The 21,261-nt window shown below is 67.5% G+C and carries 23 protein-coding genes and 1 pseudogene; 13 read left to right on the top strand and 11 right to left on the bottom strand.

All coding sequences use genetic code 11. The features are described 5' to 3' along the window. Positions 1-9: 9 nt before the first annotated feature. From ABD024_RS11350 to ABD024_RS11360, 3 genes are all read left to right on the top strand, one after another. On the top strand, positions 10-606 hold the full coding sequence (locus ABD024_RS11350) for a LysE family translocator (RefSeq protein WP_343852653.1): 597 nt from the start codon (positions 10-12) through the stop codon (positions 604-606). Positions 607-632: 26 nt separating this feature from the next. After that, positions 633-1,259, top strand: a complete 627-nt coding sequence (locus tag ABD024_RS11355) for an NADPH-dependent FMN reductase (protein ID WP_343852655.1) — start codon at positions 633-635, stop codon at positions 1,257-1,259. Between the two features lie 74 nt (positions 1,260-1,333). Beyond that, positions 1,334-2,839 (top strand): S10 family peptidase, encoded by a 1,506-nt coding sequence (locus ABD024_RS11360; RefSeq protein WP_343852657.1) that lies wholly within the window; start codon positions 1,334-1,336, stop codon positions 2,837-2,839. Between the two features lie 42 nt (positions 2,840-2,881). Here ABD024_RS11360 and egtD read toward each other — a convergent pair whose 3' ends face one another. Together egtD and egtB are read right to left on the bottom strand one after the other, a co-directional pair. Continuing rightward, the gene (gene egtD / locus ABD024_RS11365; RefSeq protein ID WP_343852659.1) at positions 2,882-3,871 is read right to left on the bottom strand and encodes an L-histidine N(alpha)-methyltransferase; all 990 of its coding nucleotides are present in this window, start codon (positions 3,869-3,871) and stop codon (positions 2,882-2,884) included. After that, positions 3,868-5,118 (bottom strand): ergothioneine biosynthesis protein EgtB, encoded by a 1,251-nt coding sequence (gene egtB / locus ABD024_RS11370; RefSeq protein WP_343852661.1) that lies wholly within the window; start codon positions 5,116-5,118, stop codon positions 3,868-3,870. The genes egtD and egtB overlap by 4 nt, the downstream gene beginning before the upstream one ends. A gap of 236 nt (positions 5,119-5,354) precedes the next feature. Between egtB and ABD024_RS11375 the strand changes: the two genes are divergently transcribed. After that, positions 5,355-5,801 carry a DUF6491 family protein gene (locus ABD024_RS11375; RefSeq protein ID WP_343852663.1) on the top strand — a complete coding sequence of 149 codons (447 nt, stop codon included), beginning with the start codon at positions 5,355-5,357 and terminating at the stop codon, positions 5,799-5,801. Between the two features lie 87 nt (positions 5,802-5,888). Here the strand turns inward: ABD024_RS11375 and ABD024_RS11380 are convergent, their stop codons facing one another. The 3 genes from ABD024_RS11380 to ABD024_RS11390 form a co-directional block, all read right to left on the bottom strand. Further along, positions 5,889-6,320, bottom strand: a complete 432-nt coding sequence (locus ABD024_RS11380; RefSeq protein WP_343852665.1) for a hypothetical protein — start codon at positions 6,318-6,320, stop codon at positions 5,889-5,891. Between the two features lie 62 nt (positions 6,321-6,382). Then, positions 6,383-8,569 (bottom strand): bifunctional 23S rRNA (guanine(2069)-N(7))-methyltransferase RlmK/23S rRNA (guanine(2445)-N(2))-methyltransferase RlmL, encoded by a 2,187-nt coding sequence (rlmKL, locus tag ABD024_RS11385; protein ID WP_343852667.1) that lies wholly within the window; start codon positions 8,567-8,569, stop codon positions 6,383-6,385. Next, on the bottom strand, positions 8,566-9,093 hold the full coding sequence (locus ABD024_RS11390; RefSeq protein ID WP_343852669.1) for an alpha/beta fold hydrolase: 528 nt from the start codon (positions 9,091-9,093) through the stop codon (positions 8,566-8,568). The genes rlmKL and ABD024_RS11390 overlap by 4 nt, the downstream gene beginning before the upstream one ends. Positions 9,094-9,183: 90 nt before the next feature. On the opposite strand from ABD024_RS11390, the gene ABD024_RS11395 reads away from it, so the two are divergent. Genes ABD024_RS11395 through ABD024_RS11410 form a run of 4 tightly spaced genes read left to right on the top strand, consistent with a single transcriptional unit; the run spans position 9,184 to position 11,847 of the window. Then, positions 9,184-9,768: an N-acetylmuramoyl-L-alanine amidase gene (locus tag ABD024_RS11395; RefSeq protein ID WP_343852671.1), complete on the top strand. Its 585-nt coding sequence runs from the start codon at positions 9,184-9,186 to the stop codon at positions 9,766-9,768. A gap of 32 nt (positions 9,769-9,800) precedes the next feature. Beyond that, positions 9,801-10,667 (top strand): acyl-CoA thioesterase, encoded by an 867-nt coding sequence (locus ABD024_RS11400; RefSeq protein WP_343852673.1) that lies wholly within the window; start codon positions 9,801-9,803, stop codon positions 10,665-10,667. A gap of 36 nt (positions 10,668-10,703) precedes the next feature. Next, entirely contained in the window at positions 10,704-11,096 is a 393-nt protein-coding gene (locus tag ABD024_RS11405; protein ID WP_343852675.1) for a hypothetical protein, read from the top strand. Positions 11,097-11,139: 43 nt separating this feature from the next. Further along, the gene (locus ABD024_RS11410) at positions 11,140-11,847 is read left to right on the top strand and encodes an arginyltransferase (RefSeq protein WP_343852677.1); all 708 of its coding nucleotides are present in this window, start codon (positions 11,140-11,142) and stop codon (positions 11,845-11,847) included. Position 11,848: 1 nt separating this feature from the next. Here the strand turns inward: ABD024_RS11410 and ABD024_RS11415 are convergent, their stop codons facing one another. Then, positions 11,849-13,375, bottom strand: a complete 1,527-nt coding sequence (locus ABD024_RS11415; protein ID WP_343852679.1) for an FMN-binding glutamate synthase family protein — start codon at positions 13,373-13,375, stop codon at positions 11,849-11,851. Positions 13,376-13,478: 103 nt separating this feature from the next. Further along, positions 13,479-14,660 carry a formate-dependent phosphoribosylglycinamide formyltransferase gene (purT, locus tag ABD024_RS11420; RefSeq protein ID WP_343852681.1) on the bottom strand — a complete coding sequence of 394 codons (1,182 nt, stop codon included), beginning with the start codon at positions 14,658-14,660 and terminating at the stop codon, positions 13,479-13,481. A gap of 139 nt (positions 14,661-14,799) precedes the next feature. Here purT and ABD024_RS11425 point away from each other — a divergent pair, with 139 nt between their 5' ends. The 3 genes and pseudogenes from ABD024_RS11425 to ABD024_RS11435 form a co-directional block, all read left to right on the top strand. Further along, complete coding sequence (locus ABD024_RS11425) at positions 14,800-15,675, top strand: SPFH domain-containing protein (RefSeq protein WP_343852683.1); 876 nt, start codon at positions 14,800-14,802, stop codon at positions 15,673-15,675. A 9-nt stretch (positions 15,676-15,684) separates the two neighbouring features. Further along, positions 15,685-15,897 carry a type II toxin-antitoxin system antitoxin gene (locus tag ABD024_RS11430; RefSeq protein ID WP_343852685.1) on the top strand — a complete coding sequence of 71 codons (213 nt, stop codon included), beginning with the start codon at positions 15,685-15,687 and terminating at the stop codon, positions 15,895-15,897. 37 nt (positions 15,898-15,934) lie between these two features. Further along, positions 15,935-16,288: pseudogene (locus tag ABD024_RS11435) on the top strand (CPBP family glutamic-type intramembrane protease); the annotation flags it as partial. Here ABD024_RS11435 and ABD024_RS11440 read toward each other — a convergent pair. Together ABD024_RS11440 and ABD024_RS11445 are read right to left on the bottom strand one after the other, a co-directional pair. Beyond that, positions 16,285-16,698, bottom strand: a complete 414-nt coding sequence (locus ABD024_RS11440) for a hypothetical protein (RefSeq protein ID WP_343852687.1) — start codon at positions 16,696-16,698, stop codon at positions 16,285-16,287. The pseudogene ABD024_RS11435 and the gene ABD024_RS11440 sit on opposite strands and share 4 nt — an antisense overlap. Positions 16,699-16,747: 49 nt before the next feature. Further along, on the bottom strand, positions 16,748-17,125 hold the full coding sequence (locus ABD024_RS11445; protein ID WP_343852689.1) for a DUF423 domain-containing protein: 378 nt from the start codon (positions 17,123-17,125) through the stop codon (positions 16,748-16,750). Between the two features lie 82 nt (positions 17,126-17,207). On the opposite strand from ABD024_RS11445, the gene ABD024_RS11450 reads away from it, so the two are divergent. Next, positions 17,208-17,825: an SCO family protein gene (locus ABD024_RS11450; protein WP_343852691.1), complete on the top strand. Its 618-nt coding sequence runs from the start codon at positions 17,208-17,210 to the stop codon at positions 17,823-17,825. Continuing rightward, positions 17,822-18,331, top strand: coding sequence for a copper chaperone PCu(A)C (locus tag ABD024_RS11455; RefSeq protein ID WP_343852693.1), 510 nt, complete (start codon positions 17,822-17,824; stop codon positions 18,329-18,331). The genes ABD024_RS11450 and ABD024_RS11455 overlap by 4 nt, the downstream gene beginning before the upstream one ends. Positions 18,332-18,345: 14 nt before the next feature. Here the strand turns inward: ABD024_RS11455 and ABD024_RS11460 are convergent, their stop codons facing one another. Together ABD024_RS11460 and ABD024_RS11465 are read right to left on the bottom strand one after the other, a co-directional pair. Beyond that, positions 18,346-19,221, bottom strand: coding sequence for a cytochrome c oxidase assembly protein (locus ABD024_RS11460; protein WP_343852695.1), 876 nt, complete (start codon positions 19,219-19,221; stop codon positions 18,346-18,348). Between the two features lie 122 nt (positions 19,222-19,343). Then, entirely contained in the window at positions 19,344-21,260 is a 1,917-nt protein-coding gene (locus tag ABD024_RS11465; RefSeq protein ID WP_343852697.1) for a Gldg family protein, read from the bottom strand. Position 21,261: the final 1 nt, after the last annotated feature.

Below are 21,261 nucleotides of genomic sequence, written 5' to 3' on the forward strand. Positions count from 1 at the left end.
GGACATGCCATGGATCCGTTGCTCGCTGCGTGCGGCCTGCTCTGCGTGGCCGCGATCACACCCGGCCCGAACAACCTGGTGGTGCTGCGTGCGGCAGGGCATGCCGGCCTGCGCGGCGCGATGTCGGCGATCGTCGGCATCGTGTGCGGTGGCCTGCTGCTGCTCGCGGTGATGGCGCTGGGTGCGGGTGCGGCGTTCGCCACGCACCCGCCACTGCGGCGCTGGACCGGCGCGATCGGTGCCCTGTACCTGATCTGGCTCGGCGTGTCGCTGTGCGTGGCCGGCATCGCGCCGCGACACGCCGTCGCGACGTCGGCGACCTTGCCGGCCGGCATCCTGGGTCTGATCGGCTTCCAGTTCCTCAACCCGAAAAGCTGGGTGATCGTGCTGACCGTGCTGGCGGCGGTGCCGGCCACCGGCCTGCGCGACTACCTGCCGCTGGCCGGACTGTTCGTGCTGATCCCCGCCCTGTGCCTGCTGCTGTGGGCCGCGCTGGGTGCATGGCTGGCCCGCTGGCTGGTGCACCCCCAGGTCCGCCGCGGCGTCGACATCGTGATGGGCGCCCTGCTGGTTGCCTGCGCCTTCCTGCTGCTGATCGAACCCTGATTCCTTTGCTCACCGGAGATACCGAGATGACTGCCTTCCACACGACTCCCACCCGCCGCGTGCTGTGCCTTGCCGGCAGCCTGCGCCGCAATTCCTGGAACCGCAGCCTGCTGCAGGCGGCCGTGGCCCAGGCACCGGCGACGCTGCAGCTGGACGTCTACGATGCGCTGTCCGCCGTGCCGCTGTTCGATGAGGATCTGGAGCAGCGCGAACCGGCCGGCCCCGCCGGCGTGCAGGCACTGCGCGCGGCGATCGCCGCCGCGGACGGCCTGATCATCGCCACGCCCGAGTACAACCACGCCATGCCCGGCGTGCTGAAGAACGCGCTGGACTGGCTTTCGCGCGAAAGCCCCGCCGGCGAGGTGCTGTCGGAAAAACCCGTCGGCGTACTCGGCGTCAGCAGCGGTCCGTGGGGTGCGCGCCTGGCGCAAGCCTCGCTGCGCCAGGTGCTGCACACCTGCGGCGCCTTGGTGATGCCCACCCCGACCCTGTTTGTGGCGAGCGCAGCCAGCCGCTTCGACGCCGACGGCGCACTGACCGACCTGGCCATCGTGCAATCGCTGCAGGATTTCACGCTGGCGTTCGAACGCTGGATGGAACGCGTGACGCCGTCATTCCGCATGCCGGAACCGGTGGCGGTGGTGCTGCGCTGACCCCATGCCTTTACGCACACCCCCACCGCAGCGCAGCCGGTTAAGCTGGCGGCTTTCGCCTGCGAGGAAAAACCGTGCGCAAGTCCCTGCAATCTGTCCTGCTGGCGGCCTTCGTGCTGGCCGGGTCCCACGCCGCTCCGGCCTTCGCCGCCGACACCCCCAAGCCGACGGCCCCGGATACGGCCAGCAGCGACGGCTTCCAGCTGCCGCCGCTGCCTGCCGATGCGCACGTGACGCAATCGACCACGGTGGATGGCCGCACGCTCAAGTACACCGCCACCGTCGGCTCGCTGCCGGTGCGCGACGGCAAGGGCAAGATCACCGGCGAGGTGGTGTTCACCGCCTACACCATGCCTGGCAAGGACCGGCCGGTGACATTCGCATTGAACGGCGGCCCTGGCGCCTCGTCGGTGTACCTGAACTTCGGCGCGATCGGGCCGAAGAAGGTGAACTTCGGCGTCGAGGGCGACAGCCCGTCCGATCCGGCGACGCTGCACGACAACCCCGGCACCTGGCTGGGCTTCACCGACCTGGTGTTCATCGATCCTGTGGGCACCGGCTACAGCCGCGCACTGGTCGACGACAAGGAAGCGACCAAGCAGTTCTACAGCACCGACAGCGACATCAAGTACCTGTCGCGCGTCGTCTACGACTGGCTGGTCAAGAGCGGCCGCATGACCTCGCGCAAGTATCTGGTCGGCGAAAGCTACGGCGGCTTCCGCGGGCCGCGCATCACCGACTATCTGCAAACCCGGCTCGGCGTGGCGATGAAGGGCGTGGTGCTGCTGTCGCCCTATCTCGACCCGGCGGCATACAACGACGAGAACGTATCGCCGCTGCCGTGGATGCTCACCCTGCCCTCGATCGCCGCCGCGCACCTGGAGCGCGAGCACAAGCTCAGTGCGGAGGCGATGGCGCCGATCATCGAGTACACCCGCGGCGAATACGCCAGCGACCTGATGCGCGGCCGCTCCGATCCGCACGCTACCGATCGCGTGGTGAAGAAAGTCACCGAGCTGACCGGACTCGATCCGCTGTTCGTCAGGCGCTCCGGCGGCCGCATCGAAACCCAGGCCTACCTGCGCGAGGTGTATCGCGCCGAGGGCAAGCTGGGCAGCCGCTACGACTCCAACGTCACCGCGTGGGATCCGTTCCCGTATGCGCCGCACCAGCAGACCGGCGATCCGATTCTCAACGGCATCATCGCGCCGACCACCACGGCGATGGTCAACTTCGTTACCCAGACGGTCGGCTGGAAGATCGACGGCCGCTACAACGCGCTCAGCTACGAGGTGAACAAGCTGTGGCATGAGGACGAGGACGCCAACAAGGGTTCGGTGTCGCAACTACGCGAGGCGGTCGCCAACGATCCGGGCCTGCGCGTGCTGATCGCGCACGGCTGGGACGACCTGTCCTGCCCGTTCATGGCTTCGGTGCTGATCGTCGACCAGATGCCGGCGATGGGTGACCCGACCCGCGTGCAGGTGAAGAACTACCCCGGCGGCCACATGTTCTACGCGCGGGCAGACAGCCAAGCCGCGTTGACCAGCGACGTGAAGGCGTTGTACGGCGTCAAATGAGGTAATCGCAGGCAGCCTGGATGTGCGCGCGCCGCCTCGCGCTCAGCGCGCCAGCGTGCTGGCGCGCACCAGGTACTGCACGCTGAACATCCGCTGCGGATCGGTCCACACGCGCTTCACGGCCAGTCCGGCGCGGGCAGCCAGCGCGGCGAAATCCTCCAGCGAATACTTGCAGCTGTATTCGACCTGGATCGTCTCGTCGACGCGCAACGGCACGTTCACGCGGCCGACTTTGACCTGCTGCTCGCGGCGGCTGACGATGTGCGTCTCGATGCGCCCGGCCATCGGGTTGTAGTGCGCGCGATGGGCGAACGCCGACAGTTCGAAGTTGCTGCCGATCTCGCGGTTGAGCCGCGCCAGCATGTTGAGGGTGAACTCGGCAGTGACGCCGGCGCGGTCGTTGTAGGCCGCCTCGATGACGGCCGGATCCTTCTTCAGGTCCACCCCGATCAGGATGCCGCCGGCATCGCCCATCTCGTTGCGCATCTTGCGCAGCAGCACGGCAGCTTCGCGATTCTCGAAATTGCCGATGGTGGAGCCGGGGAAATACAGCACGGTGCGCCGCGGTGCGCGCGGCGGGATCGGCAGCCGCAGCGGCTTGCTGAAATCCGCGCACAGCGGCTGCAGCGGCAGCTGCGGGAACGCCGCCGCCAGCCGCTCCACACTCTGCCGCAATGGCTCCGGCGAGATCTCCACCGGCACGTAGGCCACCGGCGCGTGCAGGTGTTCGAGCAGCATGCGGGTCTTGTGCGCATTGCCGCTGCCGTACTCGACCAGGCGCACGCCGCTGCCCAATTCGTCGGCGATGCTGGCCGCGTGTTCATCCATCAGCGCGATCTCGCAACGCGTGAGGTAATACTCCGGCTGCTCGCAGATCCGCTCGAACAGCATCGAGCCGCGCTCGTCGTAGAACAGCCACGACGGCAGCCGCTTGGGCTTTGCGCCGAGGCCGCGCTGGACGACTTCCAGAAGATCGCTTGATGGCGGACGACGGTCGTCGTCGCTGATGCCACAGGGTTGCACGCTGCTCATCGGTCCTGTCCCAGTCGTAGCCCGGCAAACTGCCAACGGGCCTGGGGTGGAAAGAAATTGCGGTAACTGGCGCGCAGGTGATCGCGCGGGGTGACGCAGGAACCGCCGCGCAACACCCATTGACCGCACATGAATTTGCCGTTGTATTCGCCCAGCGAGCCGGGCAGCGGGCGGAAGCCCGGGTAGCTGACATAAGGCGAGGCGGTCCACTCCCACACGTCGCCATACAGCTGCAGCAGGCCGGCATCGCCGCTCGCCGCGCGCGGCTGGAAGCGCTGCGCGTCCTGCAGGTTGCCGTCGATCGCGATGTCCTGCGCCGCCGATTCCCACTCGGCCTCGGTGGGCAGCCGCGCACCGGCCCAGCGCGCGAACGCCTCGGCCTCGTAATAACTGAGATGGCAGATCGGCTCGTGCGGATCGAGTTCGCGCACGCCGGCCAGGGTGAATTCGCTGGCCAGGTCGTCCTGCCAGTAGAGCGGATGCTGCCAGGCTTCGCGCTGCAGCGTGGCCCAGCCGTCGGACAGCCACAGCCCGGGTTCGCGGTAGCCGCCTTCGAGCACGAACGCCAGGTATTCGGCATTGGTCACCAGGCGGTTGGCCAGTGCGTGCGGTTGCAGCAGGGTGCGATGGCGCGGGGTCTCGTTGTCGAACGCGAAGCCCTCGCCACGATGGCCGATCTCGACGATGCCCTCGCGGCCATCAACGAAGCGCAGCGGCACGGCTTTCGTATCTGCCGGCGCAGCGATCGGTGCGCCATACGCCGGCTGCAGCGGATTGCACCAGAACGCGTGCTTGATGTCGGTCAACAGCAGCTCCTGATGCTGCTGTTCGTGCTGCAGGCCCAGCTCGACCAGCCCGGACAGCTCCACATCATCGGCGCGGCCGAGCAGCTCACCTACCGCGTCGTCGATGTAGCGCCGGTAATCGCGTACCTCGTCCAGCGACGGCCGCGACAACAGCCCACGCTGCGGCCGCGCATGCATCGGCCCGACCGACTGATAGTAAGAGTTGAACAGGTAATGCCAGGCCGGATCGCGCGGCCGGTAGGCCGGGCCGCGTCCCAGCACGAACTGCTCGAAGAACCAGCTGGTATGTGCCAAGTGCCATTTGCCGGGACTGGCGTCGGGCATCGACTGCAGTTGCAGGTCTTCCGCGCTGAGGCTGGCACAGAGTTCCAGTGTCCGCTGCCGCACCTGCAGGAATCGGGCCGCGATGCCTGCAGGTGCGGACGAGCGCCAAGTCGTCATCGCGACTCCCTTGGCACGGCCGGCAAAGCGGTCGCGTTGCAGTGGGTATCGAGTGTCTTGTCGCTCAAACGCATGTCGGCGAGCATGCCGCGTCAACCGTTCACTTATTGTGATACGAAGATGGCAGATACTTTGCAGCGCCCTTCCACCGTGCCCGCGCGAATGCGGGCCGGCATGCAGTTCGCGTGACTGAATTCACAATATGTGTATTACCCGAAACAGACGAGGTAACGCCCATGAAAACGATCCTCCCTACCCTGCTGCTCGCTATCACCGTAGGCGTCGGTGCTGCGCAGGCCGCCGAGACGGCGCCCGCCCGATCACCGCTGCCTGCAGGTGATTGCATCGACACCACCCAGATCAACGAATGGCACATCGTGGACGCCCGCACCGCGATCGTACGCACCGGTCCGAAGCGTTACCTGGTGGCGTTGCAGAACGACTGTCCGCGACTGGGCACTCCGCCGCCCGGGCTGATCTTCCGCGCCAACCCATCCAATACCGTCGTCAACCGCAGCCGCATCTGCGGCGAGGTGGGCGAGACCGTGCACTCACGCTCCCAGCCACCGTGCGCGATCCAGTCGGTCAGCAAGATCGACAAGGAGCGCTTCGACCAGCTCAGTGCCCGCGCCATGCGTCATGGCAGCGGCGCGGAGCAGCCGACGACCATGCCTGCCCATTGAACGGATGCAACGTCAGCTTGCGCTGAAAAACGAAGGGTCCGGCATGCCGGACCCTTCGTATCGGATGTGGTGGCGCGACCGCCGGGCTCAATCGCCGTCGTCGTAATCGTAGCCATCGTCACGAATGTAGCGCGTCTGGTACGGGTCGTCGTACACGACCGTACGGGTCTCGACCACGCGACGACGCACCACCGGGGCATTCTCGTAGATCACCGTGCGCGGCGGGCCGTAGACAACCGGCGCACCGTAGTACACCGGCGCCGGGCGCAGCGCGTTGTCGACCAGGCCGATCACCGCACCGGTGACGATCGCACCGGCGATCCAGCGACCGCCGCTCCAGTGGCCGCCATGGCCGCCGTAGTAACCGCCGTGATAACCGCCATAGTGGCCGCCGCCATAGTAGCCACCGCCATGGTAGCCATGACCACGCGCAGACGCGCTCAGTGGCATCACCACTGCCGCCGCGACTGCCAGACCGATGGCTGCCAGCTTGCCTGCACCGCTGAAACGTTGGGTCATGATCGTTCTCCCTTGTACAGGGCGGATGCTCGTCGGATCACGCTTAATGTGAACTGAAGGGTTCACCTTTTGATGCGCGCCGTATCCCACGGGTTGATCCCCGGGTCAGCCTTGCGCCGGCGCAACAGCCAGCAGCCGTGGATGTCGGCGCGGCGGGCGAAGTCGAACGGGATGCTGGGCGTGGTCCAGTCCTCGATCTCGAAGTGCTGCGCCAGCGCCTCGCGATCCAGCTTGAAGCGGCGGAAATTGTTGGAAAAAACGATCACGCCGTCGCGGGTCAGCCGCTCGTTGCAAGCCTCTAGCAGCTTCACGTGGTCGCGCTGCACGTCGAAATCCTCGGCGCGCTTGGAGTTGGAGAACGTGGGCGGGTCGACGAAGATCAAGCCGTAATGGCCGCGGTCGCGCTGCAGGAATTCCAGTGCGTCGAACTGCATCAAGCGATGGCCAGCGCCGCTGAAGCCGTTCAACGCGAGATTGCGCGAAGCCCATTCCAGATAGGTGGCGGACAGATCCACGCTGGTGGTTTCCAGCGCGCCGCCGGCCGCCGCGTGCACGCTGGCGGTGGCGGTGTAGGCAAACAGGTTGAGGAAGCAGCGCCCCTCGGCCAGCTCGCGCACTTTCGCGCGCACCAGCCGATGGTCGAGGAACAGCCCGGTGTCCAGGTAATCGGTGAGGTTGACCAGGAACTTCAGGCCGCCCTCCTCCACTTCGATGAACTCGTTGCGCTGATCGAGCTGGCCGTACTTGGAACCGCCCTTGCCGCGCTCGCGGGTCTTCAGCGCGATGCGCTCGCGCGGCACGCCGAGCACCTCGCCGGCGACGCGGGCGATCTCGCGCAGGCGCAGACGGGCTACGTCGGGCGGCACATCGGCCGGCGCACGGTACTCCTGGATATGCAGATGCTCGTCGCCGCTGGTGTCGCCGTAGACGTCGATCGCCGCGGCGTATTCGGGCAGGTCCTGGTCGTACGCACGCCAGCAATGGATGCCTTCGCGCGCCAGCCGCTTGCGCAGATGCTTGACGTTCTTTTCCAGCCGGTTCTTCAGCATCTGCGCGCCGGCCGACAGCGGCTTCGGTTCGCGCGGCTTCTCGTCGCGTGGCTTCAGGTCGAAGGTCAGCAACACGGTTTCCAACGCACCGTTGTACAGCGTGTAACGCTTGTCCGCGTGCAGCTGCATCATCCGGCCCAGCTCCGCCTCGCCGGCCAGCACCGCGGCGCGCCAACCGGTGAAGCGGTTGCGCAAGGTGTCGCCCAGTGCGCGGTACAACTTCGGCATCTCGGCGCGATCGCCGAGCCGCTCGCCGTACGGCGGGTTGGTGATGACCAGGCCGTAATCGATACCCGGCGGTGGCGCCGCATGCACCACGTCCTGCTTTTCCAGGGTGAAGAAGCCCGCTACACCGGCGGCCTGTGCGTTGCGTTTGGATACCTGCACCATGCGCGGATCGACATCGCTGCCGAAGAACACGCTGCGCAGGCCACGCAGGCCTGTTTCGGCGCGCTGCTTCGCCTCGTCCAGCAGGCCGCGCCACAGCGCGATGTCGTGCTGCTGCCAGCCGAGGAAACCGAAATATTCGCGACGCAAGCCCGGGGCCACGTCGGCCGCCATCAGCGCACCCTCGACCAGCAAGGTGCCGGAGCCGCACATCGGATCGAGCAAGGCACCGCCGGCCGCGTACACCTCGGGCCAGCGCGCTCGCAACAACATCGCGGCGGCGAGGTTCTCCTTCAGCGGCGCCTCACCCTGCTCTTCACGCCAGCCGCGCCGATGCAGCGGCGAGCCGGCCAGGTCCAGCGACAGTGTGGCGCGGTCGCGGCGCACACGGACGTTGATGCGGATGTCGGGTTCGTCGGTGTCGATGCCGGGACGCGAGCCATCGCGTTGGCGGAACTGATCGACCACCGCGTCCTTGGTGCGCAGGCCGATGAACTGGCTGTGGGTGAGCTTGCTCAATGCGGTGCCCGCATCCACCGCGAAGGTCGCGTGCGCGGCCAGGTGCTGGCTCCAGTCGATATCCTGCACACCGCGATACAGCGCGTCGTCGTCGGCCGCGTCGAACTCGGCCAGCGGCAGCAGGATGCGGCTGGCCAGGCGCGACCACAGGCAGGCTTTGTACGCCGTCTCCAGCGTGCCGGAGAAATGCGCACCGGCCAGCGCCTCGCGCACGTCGCTGGCGCCGATCGCGACCAGTTCGTCGCGCAGCAGGTATTCCATGCCTTTCGGGCAGGTGGCGAAGTAGTGACTCATGCGGCGCTCGCCAGCTGGTCCAGCATCAGCCGGAACTGCGCGGCGATCGCGTCCATGCTGGCACCCAGCCGATGGTCGTCGTCCAGCACCAGCAGCGGCAAGCGGCGCCGGGCCGCGAACGCCTGCACGCCCGCCAACGGGCAGACCTCGTCGCGCCAGCCGTGGATCAGCAGCGTGGGCACAGCCGGGCGCAGGTCGAACTTGCGCGCATAGCCGGGGATTTCGCTCGGCGTGGCCAGCAGCAGCAGGCCGGCCACCGGCACGTCGAGCGAGACCAGGCCGGAGACGAACGCGCCCATGCTGGAGCCGACCAGCAGCGGTGGCGCGTCCAGCGCCTCGATGGTGGCGCGCAAGCGGGCGATCCGCGGCGCCACCGAACCGGCGTGGCCGCGCGCGTCGTCGCTGCCGTAGTCCGGGCGCTGCGTGCGCCGGCCCAGCGATTCGGCCAGTGCGGCCAGCGCGCTGACCTTGGTGGCATCCGGACTGGAGTCCGAGCCGTGCGAAAGAATGATCTGGCCGCGCATGGCGCGTCTCCATGAAACTGCTGGAAGCAAGGCGCGCATGGTAACAGGCGGCGTTTCCGCGCGGCCTTGCCGCATGCGAAACTGCGGCGCATGAGCCCGAGCATCCACGAGCAGCCGCTGCCTTACGTCGACATCCTGCCCGAGCGCCCGGTCGATGCGGTCGAGCTGGTGGTGATCCACTGCACCGAGCTGCCGGACCTGGCCACGGCGCGCGAGTACGGCGAGAAAGTGCTGCATACCAGCGGCTCCGGCAACAGCGGCCATTACTACGTGGACCGCGACGGCGCGGTATACCGCTACGTACCCGGCACCCGCGTGGCGAATCACGTGCGCGGCCACAACCCGAACTCGATCGGCATCGAGCTGGTTAATCTTGGCCGCTATCCGCACTGGTGGGATTCGCGCCACCAGCAGATGACCGAACCGTACAGCGAGGCCCAGATCGCCGCACTGAATGCCCTGCTGGCGCAGTTGCGCGTGGAATTTCCGAAGCTGCGCCATATCGCCGGCCACGAGGATCTGGACACCGCGCGGATGCCGGCCAGCGACGACGCCTCGCTGGAAATCCGCCGCAAGCTCGACCCCGGCCCGCTGTTTCCATGGGCCGAGGTGCTGCAAGACAGCGGACTGCTGCGGATCGGCGCGCCCCTGGATTCCGCCCGGGGGCCACTATAATCGCGGCTTCGCCACCGCCACGAGCCGCCCACATGTCGCCAAACCACGTCACCGAACTGGTCGAGCTGCTGCAACTGGAACGGCTGGAGGACAACCTGTTCCGCGGCCAGAGCCGTGACATCGGCACCCGTTTCGTGTTCGGCGGGCAGGTCCTGGGGCAGGCGCTGGCGGCGGCGCAGCAGACGGTCGATCCGGCGCGCGAGGCGCACTCGCTGCATGCCTACTTCCTGCGTGCCGGCGACATCGACGCACCGATCGTCTACAGCGTGGAACGCGCGCGCGACGGCGGCACGTTTTCGTCACGGCGCGTGTTGGCGATCCAGCACGGCCAGCCGATCCTGAACGGCTCGGTCTCGTTCCAGCTGCCCGAAGTCGGCGTGGAACACCAGACCTCGATGCCGGAGGTGCCCGCGCCGGAGGACCTGGAACCGCTGCGCCCGCTGCCGCCGGACGAGCTGGCGCGACTGCCGGTGAAGCTGCAACGCTGGCTGGGCATCGACGGCCCGTTCGAATTCCGCCAAGTGTGGCCGCGTGACGAGCGCCACCCGGCCAAGCGTCCGCCGATCCAGCACATCTGGTTCAAGCTGACCTCGCCGATCGACGACTCGGCGATCCTGCACCGCGCGCTACTCGCCTACGCCTCGGATTTCCACCTGATCGGCACCGCCACGCTGCCGCACGGCATTTCCTACCTCACCCACAACGTGCAGATGGCCAGTCTCGACCATGCGCTGTGGTTCCACCGCCCGTTCCGCGTCGACGAGTGGCTGCTGTACTCGTTCGACAGCCCCACTGCGCAGGGCGGCCGCGGCCTGGCGCGCGGGCAGATCTTCAGCCGCGACGGCCGGCTGGTCGCTTCCAGCGCACAGGAAGGGCTGATCCGCGTGCGCGGCGACTGAACGCCGGTTGCCGGGCCGTTCGCGTAAACTGCGCCCATGCGCCAGATCTATACCTCACCCCGCCAGGAAAACATCGACACCGTGGTCGCCCTGATGGCCGAACACGGCATCGAAGCCACCGTGGCCAATCGGTCCAACTACAACCGCCCGACCTGGCAGCGTTTCAGCTATTCGCAGCGGCGGGACGACCGCAGCAGCTGGGCGCAAGTGTGGATCACCCATGCCGACGACTACACCAAGGCGCGCAAGCTGCTGCTCGACCTGGGCATCGAGCCGGTGGTCCGCCACGGCGAGGAACTGGCCGCCGAACGCAACCCCACCCCGGCCGACCGGCGCGCGCGCACGGTAGCCCGCGTGCGCCGCATCATGTTGCTGGCAGTGCTGGGCGTATTCGCGATGGCGATGCTGCGTTACCTGCGAATCATCTGAAGCGCCGGATGCGGCGCCGCGATCGGCAGCATAGAATCGACTCATGCGCCGCTCCGACCAAGTCCGTCTGTTTCAGACCCTGCCCCATGCGTGCGGCTACTACGCCGACCGCACGGCGCAGAACTTGGTGCTGGACCCGGCCGCGCCGAATCTCGACCAGTTGTACGGCCCGGCGCTGGAGCGCGGCTTCCGTCGCGCCGGCGGCCATTTGTACTTCCCGAACTGCGCGCACTGCCACGCCTGCACGCCGTGCCGCATCGACGTGGCGAACTTCCAGCCGGACCGGGCCCAGCGCCGCTGCCTGAAGCGCAACGCCGACCTCACCGTCAGCGAGTCGATCCCCGGCTACAACCGCGAGCGCCACGCGCTGTACGAACGCTACCTGCAAAGCCGCCACGCCGGCGGCGGCATGGACGATGCGGAAGCCAGCGATTTCCGCCGCTTCCTCACCGCACCGTGGAGCCCCACCCTGTTCATGGAACTGCGTCTGGGCGAACGCCTGCTCGCCGTGGCGGTCACCGACATCTGCCTCAACGGAATCTCGGCCGTCTACACGTTCTACGATCCGGACGAAACCGCGCGCAGCCTGGGCACCTGCGCGATCCTGCAGCAAGTGGCGCTGGCCCGCCGCCGCGGCCTGCCGTGGCTGTACCTGGGTTTCTGGATCGACGGTCACCCGAAGATGGACTACAAGCGCCGCTTCAAGCCGCTGCAGATCCGCGCGGCCGGGGGCTGGCAGGTGATGGCCTGAACTACGCGTCGACCCCGGCCTGTCGCCTTGCCGCCTGCGGATACGGAAACAGCTTCTCCAGCGGGATCGACAACCCGTCGTCGCCGACCACGCGGCAATGCCCGCGGTTGAGCTGGCGCGGTTCGCTGACCCCGCAGCTGTGGGCGATGATGCCCACTTCGTGCATCACGTTCTTCGCGTAGTGGAACACCCGTTCGCTCTTGTCGCTGACCACCAGGCCGCGCTGCAGTTTCGGGTTTTGCGTGGTGATGCCGGTAGGGCACGTATTGCGGTTGCACTGCAATGACTGGATGCAGCCCAGCGCCAGCATGAAGCCGCGCGCGGAGTTGACGAAGTCCGCGCCGATCGACAACGCCCACGCCACGTCGTAAGCGGTGATGCACTTGCCCGAGCAGACCACCTTGATGCGCTCGCGCAGGCCCTTGACGATCAGCATGTCGAGCAGCGCCGGCAGCGCCTCGTGCAGCGGCAGGCCGACGCCTTCCATCAGGGTCTGCGGCGCCGCACCGGTGCCGCCCTCGGAACCGTCCACGATGATGAAATCCGGCGCGCTCTCGATGCCCCGCTTCCACACCTCGTCGCACAGTTCGCCGATCCATTCCACCCCGCCCAGCACCGCCTTGAAGCCGACCGGTTTGCCGGTGAGTTCGCGGATATGCCCGATGCTGTCCATCAGCTGCGACACGTTGCCGATGTCGAGATGGCGGTTCGGGCTTTGCGAATCCTCGCCGACCGGAATGCCGCGGATCGCCGCGATCTCGGCGGTGACTTTCGCGCCCGGCAGCAGGCCGCCCATGCCCGGCTTGGCACCCTGGCCGAGCTTGATGCTGACCATCTTCACCTGCGGGTGCGCGCAGATCGCCAGCAGCTTGTCGTCGTCGAGCTTGCCCTCCGGCGTGCGCACGCCGTACTTGGCAGTGCCGATCTCGAAGATGATGTCGCAGCCGCCTTCGAGGTGATACGGCGCCAGGCCGCCCTCGCCGGTATCCATCCAGATGCCCGCCTTCGCCGCGCCGCGCGACAGCGCGCGCACCGCCGGCGCGGATAGCGCACCGAAGCTCATCGCCGAGATGTTGAAGAACGCCGCGTGGCTGTACGGCTCGCGCGCGTACGGGCCGATCGTCACCGGCACCGGCTCGACGTGGTCCACGCCCAGGTCGGGGAACGGCGCGTTGACGAAGAACGGTACGCCCTCGGCGCGCAGGTCGCGGCTGGAGCCGAACGCGTTGGTGTTGTCGACGTTCTTCGCGGCGCGATAGACCCAGGTGCGCTGTGCGCGGTTGAACGGCATCTCCTCGCGATCGCTGGAATACAGGTACTGGCGGAAGAACTCGCCCAGGTGCAGAAACCAGTAGCGGAAGTGGCCGATCACCGGGAAGTTGCGCAGCACCGCGTTGCCGGTCTGGTTGCGATCGACCACCCAGGTCACCGCCAGCACCACCACCGCCAGTGCCAGCAACAGCAGGGCAAAGGCTGTGACCAGTTCGACCAGCACGACCAGCCAGTGCGCAAATCCCGTCGATTCCATCCTGTCACCCTCTATCAGTCAGCGGCCATGACAGACCACCTGCCGTGTTTGCAGAAGCCGCATCACGCAAGCCTATCGCATTGAACCGGAGCGGCGCCGGCGCTCACAACTCGATGCGCAGATGCCCGGCCGCGCGCACCGCCTTGCCCACCGCCGCCTCGATCGACTCGGCGCGCGCCAGCGTCACCGCCATGCGTCGACGCCCCTTCACCTCGGGCTTGCCGAAGATGCGCAGCTGCGTGTCTGGTTCGGCCAGTGCCGCGGCGACGCCGTGGTAGCGCGGTCCCGCACCCTCGCCCTCGACCAGCACCGCGCACGAGGCCGACGGCCCGTACTGGTGGATCACCGGAATCGGCAGGCCGAGGATCGCCCGCGCATGCAAGGCGAACTCGGAGAACTCCTGCGAGATCAGGGTGACCAGGCCGGTGTCGTGCGGCCGCGGACTGACCTCGGAGAAGATCACCGCGTCGCCCTTCACGAAGAACTCCACGCCGAACACGCCCCAGCCGCCGAGCGCGCCGGTGACCGCGGCGGCCTGTCGTTGCGCCTCGACCAGCGCGGCATCGCTCATCGGCTGCGGCTGCCACGACTCGCGATAGTCGCCCTCCTCCTGGCGGTGGCCGATCGGCGCGCAGAAACTCACGCCATCGACGTGCCGCACGGTCAGCATGGTGATCTCGTAGTCGAAGTCGACGAAACCCTCGACGATCACCCGGCCCTTGCCGGCGCGTCCGCCGGATTGCGCGTAATCCCACGCGTGCTGCAGTTCGTCGGCGCCGCGCACCACGCTCTGGCCCTTGCCGGAGGAGCTCATCACCGGCTTGATCACGAACGGGTAGCCGATCGCGGCAACCGCCTCGCGGTACTGCGCCTCGTCGTCGCAGAAGCGGTATAGCGAGGTCGGCAATTTCAATTCCTCGGCGGCCAGCCTGCGAATGCCTTCGCGATCCATCGTCAGCCACGCCGCGCGGGCGGTCGGAATCACCCGCTGCCCTTCCTTCTCCAGCGCGATCAGAGTCGGCGTGTGGATCGCCTCGATCTCCGGCACCACCAGATCGGGCTTCTCCAGCTCGATCACCGCGCGCAGGGCGGCGCCGTCGAGCATGTCGATCACATGGCTGCGGTGCGCGATCTGCATCGCCGGCGCATTCGCGTAGCGATCCACCGCGATCACTTCCACGGCATAGCGCTGCAACTCGATCGCCACCTCCTTGCCCAGCTCACCGGCGCCCAGCAGCAGCACGCGCAGCGCATGGTCGGAATGGGGGGTGCCGAATGGCTTCATCGGGGTCTCCGGTGCGGTCAAACCGGCATTGTATGCGGCCAGGCCAGGCCCAGCCTGTTGCTTCTGCGGGACACGCGACCGCCCCCTTGAACATGATATCAGTTTGATATCTAATCATTGCACCACAGGGAGACAACACATGAACGAACACCATGGCTTTTCCGTCGCAGGCATCCCTTTCATCGGGTTTTGCCTTGTGCTAGCCGGCATCGGCGCGGCACTGCTGATATCCGCCATCCACGGCCATCCGGAAGCTCCTCCGCTGTTCCAGGTATTTACCGGCGTGGTGCTGCTGGCGATCGACGGGTTTCTGCTCAAGGGCTTTTTCCAGGTCGCGCCGAACGAGGGCCAGGTGCTGCAACTGTTCGGCAAGTACGCCGGCACCGTGCGCAAGGAAGGCCTGCGCTGGACCAACCCGTTCTACAGCCGCCAGCGCATCTCGCTGCGCGTGCGCAATTTCGAGAGCGGCAAGCTGAAGGTCAATGACAACGACGGCAACCCGATCGAGATCGGCGCGGTGGTGGTGTGGCAGGTGCTGGACACGGCCGAGGCGGTGTTCTGCGTGGACGACTACGAGAACTACGTCCACATCCAGAGCGAATCGGCGCTGCGGCAGATGGCGCAAAGCTATCCGTACGACGCCCACGACGACGGCAAGCCGTCGCTGCGCAGCCACGGCGACGTGATCAACTCGCATCTGCGCGACGAAATCCAGGCCCGCCTCGGCAAGGCCGGCGTGCAGGTGGTCGAGGCGCGCATCAGCCACCTCGCCTACGCCCAGGAAATTGCCCAGGCGATGCTGCAGCGGCAGCAGGCCGGCGCGATCATCGCCGCCCGCACGCGCATCGTGGAAGGCGCGGTGAGCATGGTCGAGATGGCACTGGACCAGCTCAGCCAGCGCGGCGTGGTGAACCTCGACGAGGAGCGCAAGGCGGCAATGGTCAGCAATCTGCTGGTGGTGCTGTGCGGCGAACGCGGCACCCAGCCGGTGCTGAATACCGGCACGTTGTACTGACGCGCCGCGATGGCCGGCGAGAAGAAAGCCTACCCGCTACGCATCAGCGCCACCGTGCTGGACGCGATGCAGCGCTGGTCGGACGACGAGTTGCGCAGCGTCAACGCACAGATCGAATACGTGCTGCGCGAGGCGTTGCGCAAGGCCGGCCGGCTGAAGGCCAGCCCGGGCAAACCCGTGCTCGACGACGACGCGGGTGAATCCGCCCATGAGAAGAAATGACCGATGACCGCACCGAACGCTCGGATGGCGTGGTGCGCTCGCCTCGTTCTACGGCGGCATCGTGGAAGAAGTGCAGGCTCGGCTGCTGCTGGTCAGCGCGCTGGTGTGGCTGCTGGCGCGCTGCAACCGGCGCGTGACGCTACCGTGGATGTTCGTGCTGGCGATCGTGCTGGCCGCCGTGCTGTTTGGTGCCGGCCATCTGCCGGCCGCGATCGCGGCCGGGATTGCCGACACGCCATTGCTGATCGCGCGCATCGTGCTGTTGAATGCCCTCGTCGCCGTCGTGTTCGGCGGCCTGTTCTGGAAGTACGGGCTGGAGCACGCGATGCTGGCGCACTTTTGCGCCGATCTGGTGCTGCGCGTGGCGCTGCCGCTGGCCGGCGGTTTCTAGCGGTCGCCCACGGCCACCGCCCGCAGCTCCGGCAACTTCAGCAGGCGTACCTTCGGGTACTGCCGGCCCGTCACGAACAACCACGACCCCTGCTGCGCGATCGACTGCACGTCCGGCAAGCCGTCGTCCGCGCCGAGCCGCTCCAGCGGGCGGCCGTCGGTGGCGTCGTAGACCACCAACTCGCGGGTCACCGGGTCGACCACCAGCAGCCAGTCATGGTCCGCATCCTGCCAATGAACGAGTGGCTGGATCGAAGGCGCTTCCGCCGCACGATCGGCAACCGGCCAGCACCACCACAACAGGCACGCCGACAACAGCGCGAGCGCCACGATGACGGGCAGGCTGCGGGGCATGCGGCCGGGTGACCACGCCGCAAGGGATCGATGATGAAGGGCGATCTGCGTGTTCATACCAGCACCATCGCAACCGGCCATGACCACCGGATGACACCCGCAAGAACTATTCGTTGCGTGCCCGCAACGCCCACCCGAGCGCGAGCCAGCCGGCAACGAAGGCGAGCCCACCGAACGGCGTGATGACCCCGACCCAGCGCGGCGCACCCAGCGCCAAGGCGTACAGGCTGCCGCTGAACAGCATGATGCCGACGACAAACGCCACCATCGCGACGCGCCCGCTGCGGCCGTGCCCGAGTCCGACCGCCACGGCCAGCGCCAGCGCATGCCACACGTGGTAGTTCACCGCCGTATGCCACAACTCGGTGCCACGGGCGTCGAGCACGCCGCGCAGCGCATGCGCGCCGAACGCGCCCAGCAGCACCGCGCTGGCGCCGGCGATGCCGACCAGCACGGCGATACGGGTACTGACAGGTTGTCGCATCGTGCGTGTATCCCTGGACTGGCAAACCCGGCCATGCGGCCGGTGTCGTATGCTTGAACGGATGAAGACCCAGGATTCTCGCATGAAGCCCCGCCACTGGCTGCGCCCCACCCTGCTGCTCCTGCTGCTTGCCACCGGCCTGCTGCTGGGCGGCTGCCATCGCGGTGAACCGCTGCCGTTCCGGCTGACCAACATCAGCGGGCACATGCCCGACCTCGACTTCAAGCTCACCGACGACAGCGGCAAGGCCGTCACCGGCGCCGACTACCGCGGCAAGGTGACGGTGTTGTACTTCGGCTACACCCACTGCCCCGATGTCTGCCCGCTGACCCTGGCGCAGTTGCACGTGGTGATGCAGCGACTGGGGCCGCTGGCCGACGGTGCGCGGATCCTGTTCGTCAGCGTCGACCCGGCGCGCGACACCCCGGCGATCATGCACGCGTACGTCAACGCGTTCGACCCGCGCGCCGTCGGCCTCACCGGCAGCGCCCGCGCGGTCGAAGCGCTGAGCAAGCGCTACCGCTCCGCCTTCACCCGCGAGCCCAGCTCGGCCGACGGCGCCTACGAAGTCAGCCACAGCTCGGCGATCTACGTATTCGACCGCGACGGCCGCGCCCGCGTGCTGGCCACGCCGTCCGCCTCGCAGGACGACCTGGTGCACGACCTGCACCTGCTGCTCGACACCGGAACCACCCCATGAAGTCATCCACGCTGTCGTTGCTGCTGTCCGGCCTGCTGCTGGCCAGCGGAGCCCACGCCACCGACGCCGACCACATCCGCGCCAGCCACGCCTGGATCCGCGTGCTACCCGGCACGCTGCCAGCCGGCGCCTATGTCACGCTGGAAAACGATGGCGGACAGCCGGTCGCGTTACGCGGCGCCGGCAGCACGGTGTACGCCGAAGTGATGCTGCACCAGAGTTCACGTGCGGGCGGCATGAGCCGCATGACGATGGTCGACGCGCTGAACGTGCCCCCGCACGGCAAGGCGGAGCTGGCGCCCGCCGGCTACCACCTGATGCTGATGCAGCCGAACGCGCCGGTGAAACCCGGCGACACCGTCACGCTGACGCTGCAGTTCGGCGACGGCAGCACACTGGCCACCGATTTCATCGCGCGCCCGGCGAATGCGCTGGACGCCGGCGACGAACACACCGACCACGCGACGCCGGCGATGGACCACGGCGCGATGCCGCACGGCCACTGAGCCCGCGGCGAAACTCAGTCCGGCACGATCGTATCGGCCGCGCGACGGGCTACGGGCCGACGCAGCGGCTTGCGCGGCAACCGGCCATTGCGCGACAGCCGCAGCCACATGCGCAACGCCATCAGCCCGCCGACCGTTTCCACCAGCGCCGACGGTACCCAGATGATCACGCCGCCGATCAACTGCCCGGTCAGCACGTTGAAGGTGAACGCGCGGCCACAGATCTCGAAGATCGGGTACAGGTCGGTCTTGGAGAACGTGACGATCGCGCCGGCGATGATCTGCGGCGTCATCGTGATCGCCGGCGACAGCACGCGCAGCCCGGCGGTCATCCGCCCCGGCGGATGCGGCCGGTGGTCCAGCACCAGCGACCAGTAGGCGAAGCCGCTGATCAACATACTCCAGTTCATGAAGCGGTAGATGCGCCAATCCAGCATCGCCAGCGTCTGCATCGACGGGATCAGCCAGACCAGGATGAAGGCGATGAACAGCAGCGTCGCCACAGCGGGATTCAACAGCACCCCGACAGTCAGCCGCCACGGCCACGAGCGCTGCAGCGGCCGCAGCAGGCGTACCCGCCAGGCCAGCGGCAGGCCGGCGCGCAGCACCGTGGCCGGATACGCGGTGACGATCAGCAGCGGCGCCAGGTGATGCAGCAGCAGCTGCTGGATGCGATGCATGAAGAACTCATGCTCGGCGTAGTAATCCAGGTAGGTATGCAGCGACAGGTAGATGATCGCCATGCCGATCCAGAACGCCAGCTTGCGGCCGAAGCTCACCGACACGCGGCGGCTGCCGCGCAGGTACAGCACGCTGGCCGTCACGAAGCACGCGAGCAAGACCCACGAGAACTCCCACGGCACGATCCATTTCAACAAGGTTGCGGTCACTGCACCGGCACTTCTGTCTGCGCCGGCAACGGCCGGCGACCTCCCAGCATAATGCCGCGCGCCAGCAGAGTCAGCCGCGGCGGTGCCGCGGGCTTGCGACAGATTGCCGCTTCAGAGCCTGCTCAACGCCGCTGGCGGCTGTACCGGGTGCGCCGCCAGCCGTACAGCAGGCCGAGCAGCACCACCAGCGCCGGCACCAGCACGATGTTGATGAACTTCAGGCGCAGGCCGAGTGCGTCGATCTCGGCGTTGAGCTGGTGCTGCACGTCGCGCAATTCCTTGTTGATCGCCAGCTGGCGCTGGCGGAACTGCTCGATCTCGCGGCGTTGTTCGGCGGTGGCCGTGCTGGCGTGGGCACCCTTGGCCGGCTGCAGTTCGTCCAGCCGGCGCCGGGTGTCGGCCAGCTCCTTCTCCAGCTCCTGCTCCTTCTGCAGGAATTTCTGGTCGGCCACATTGCGCAGCGCCTGCACCCGCGTGAACGGTCGCTGCGAGGTGGAGCGGCCGCGGATCGACAGCAGCGCCGAAGAACCGCTGAGGTTGTCCACCAGGTTGGTGACGAAATCCCCGTTGTTGGCGAAGATCCGCATCATGGTCTGGCCGAGGATGGTCTGCGGCTCCACCCACAGCCGGTCGCTGAGCAGGTCGGTGTCGGCGACCAGGATCACCTCGGCATTCGGCGCCGACCTGGCCCGATGACCCGCCACGCCGGCCCGCTCGGGGAACGCGCTCTCGAAGGTGCCGCGCAGGCGCGCCGCCAGCACGTAATGTGCATTGTCCGGCTTGTAACTCTGCAGCAGGGTCGTGGGATCGCTGCTTGCATCCAGTACCCGCTGGGTCGGCACCACTTCGGCCTCGGCACTGCTCTGCAGCAACGGGATCAGCCGCGTGTGCGCGTCCGCGGCCAGGTCGAAGTAGCCCGCGGTGGACACGTTGATCCGCTGCAGGCTGGCGGTGACCACATCGTTGCGGTTCAGTTCCTGCGCGCCCAGGTCGAGCATCGCCGGATGGTTGAGGCTGCTGCCGGCCAGTTCGATCTGCAGCGCGCGCGCGCGGTCCAGCACCACCTTGTGCGGGTCGTAACTCACCCCCCAGGCTTTGAACAGCCGCGGCAGGTCCGAACCGTGATCGGGGAAGGTGATGCTGTCCGGTCCGTACGGCGAGGCGTCCAGTTCCGCATCGGGATCGACGAACACCGCCAGGTGGCCGCCGCGCAGCACGTACTGATCGATCGCGTACTGCGCGTCGGGCGGTAGCCGCTTGGGATGGATCAGCAACAGCACCTTGATGCTGTCGTCGACCTTCCGCAGCGTCGACGCCTCCAGCGTCTTCACGTCGAACAGCTGGCCGAGCTGCTGCAGCACCGTCCACGGCTGCTCCCCGAGCATCGGGTTGCCTTCGACCGGCAGCGCACTGATCACCCCGATCGGCGGCTTGCTGGCCTGGTTCAACTCGTACAGCAGCTTGGCGATGTCGTATTCCAGGAAGGCCTCGCGGGCCGGGTCGAAGAACGCGATCGCCAACGTCTTCTCCGGCACGCGGTCGTCGGGGCCTTCGTTCTCGAAGCCACCGGACATGGCGCTGCCGGCCAGGCCGAAGAACACCCGCTCGCCGTTGCTGCCGCCGTTCGCCGCGGTCAGGCCATTGCCTTCGGCGCTGGCCTCGTCGTCGGAATACGGTACCGGGTCGATGATCTGCAGGCGGATATGCCCGTGCGAGCGCGCCACCATCTCCTGCAGCATCTCGCGCACGCGCTGTTCGTAGCTGCGCAGTTGCGGCAGGTCGCGGGTGGCATGCTCGGAGAAGTATAGGGTCAGCCGCAACGGCCGCTGCAGCGTATCGACGATGTGCAGCGTGCCCGGCGTCAGGGTGTACAGCTTGTCGGTGGTGAGGTCGACCCGCGCGGCATGCAACCAGCGGCTGCTGGCCACGATCAACGGCACGAACAGCAGCACCAGCAGCACCAGCGCGCCATACAACACACCGCGCCGGGTCAGTTGCAGCGGCGTGGTGAACAGGCGATGCAGGCGCGAGCGGGGCATG

It is taken from the genome of Rhodanobacter soli, assembly GCF_039523495.1.
GTDB classification, from domain to species: domain Bacteria; phylum Pseudomonadota; class Gammaproteobacteria; order Xanthomonadales; family Rhodanobacteraceae; genus Rhodanobacter; species Rhodanobacter soli.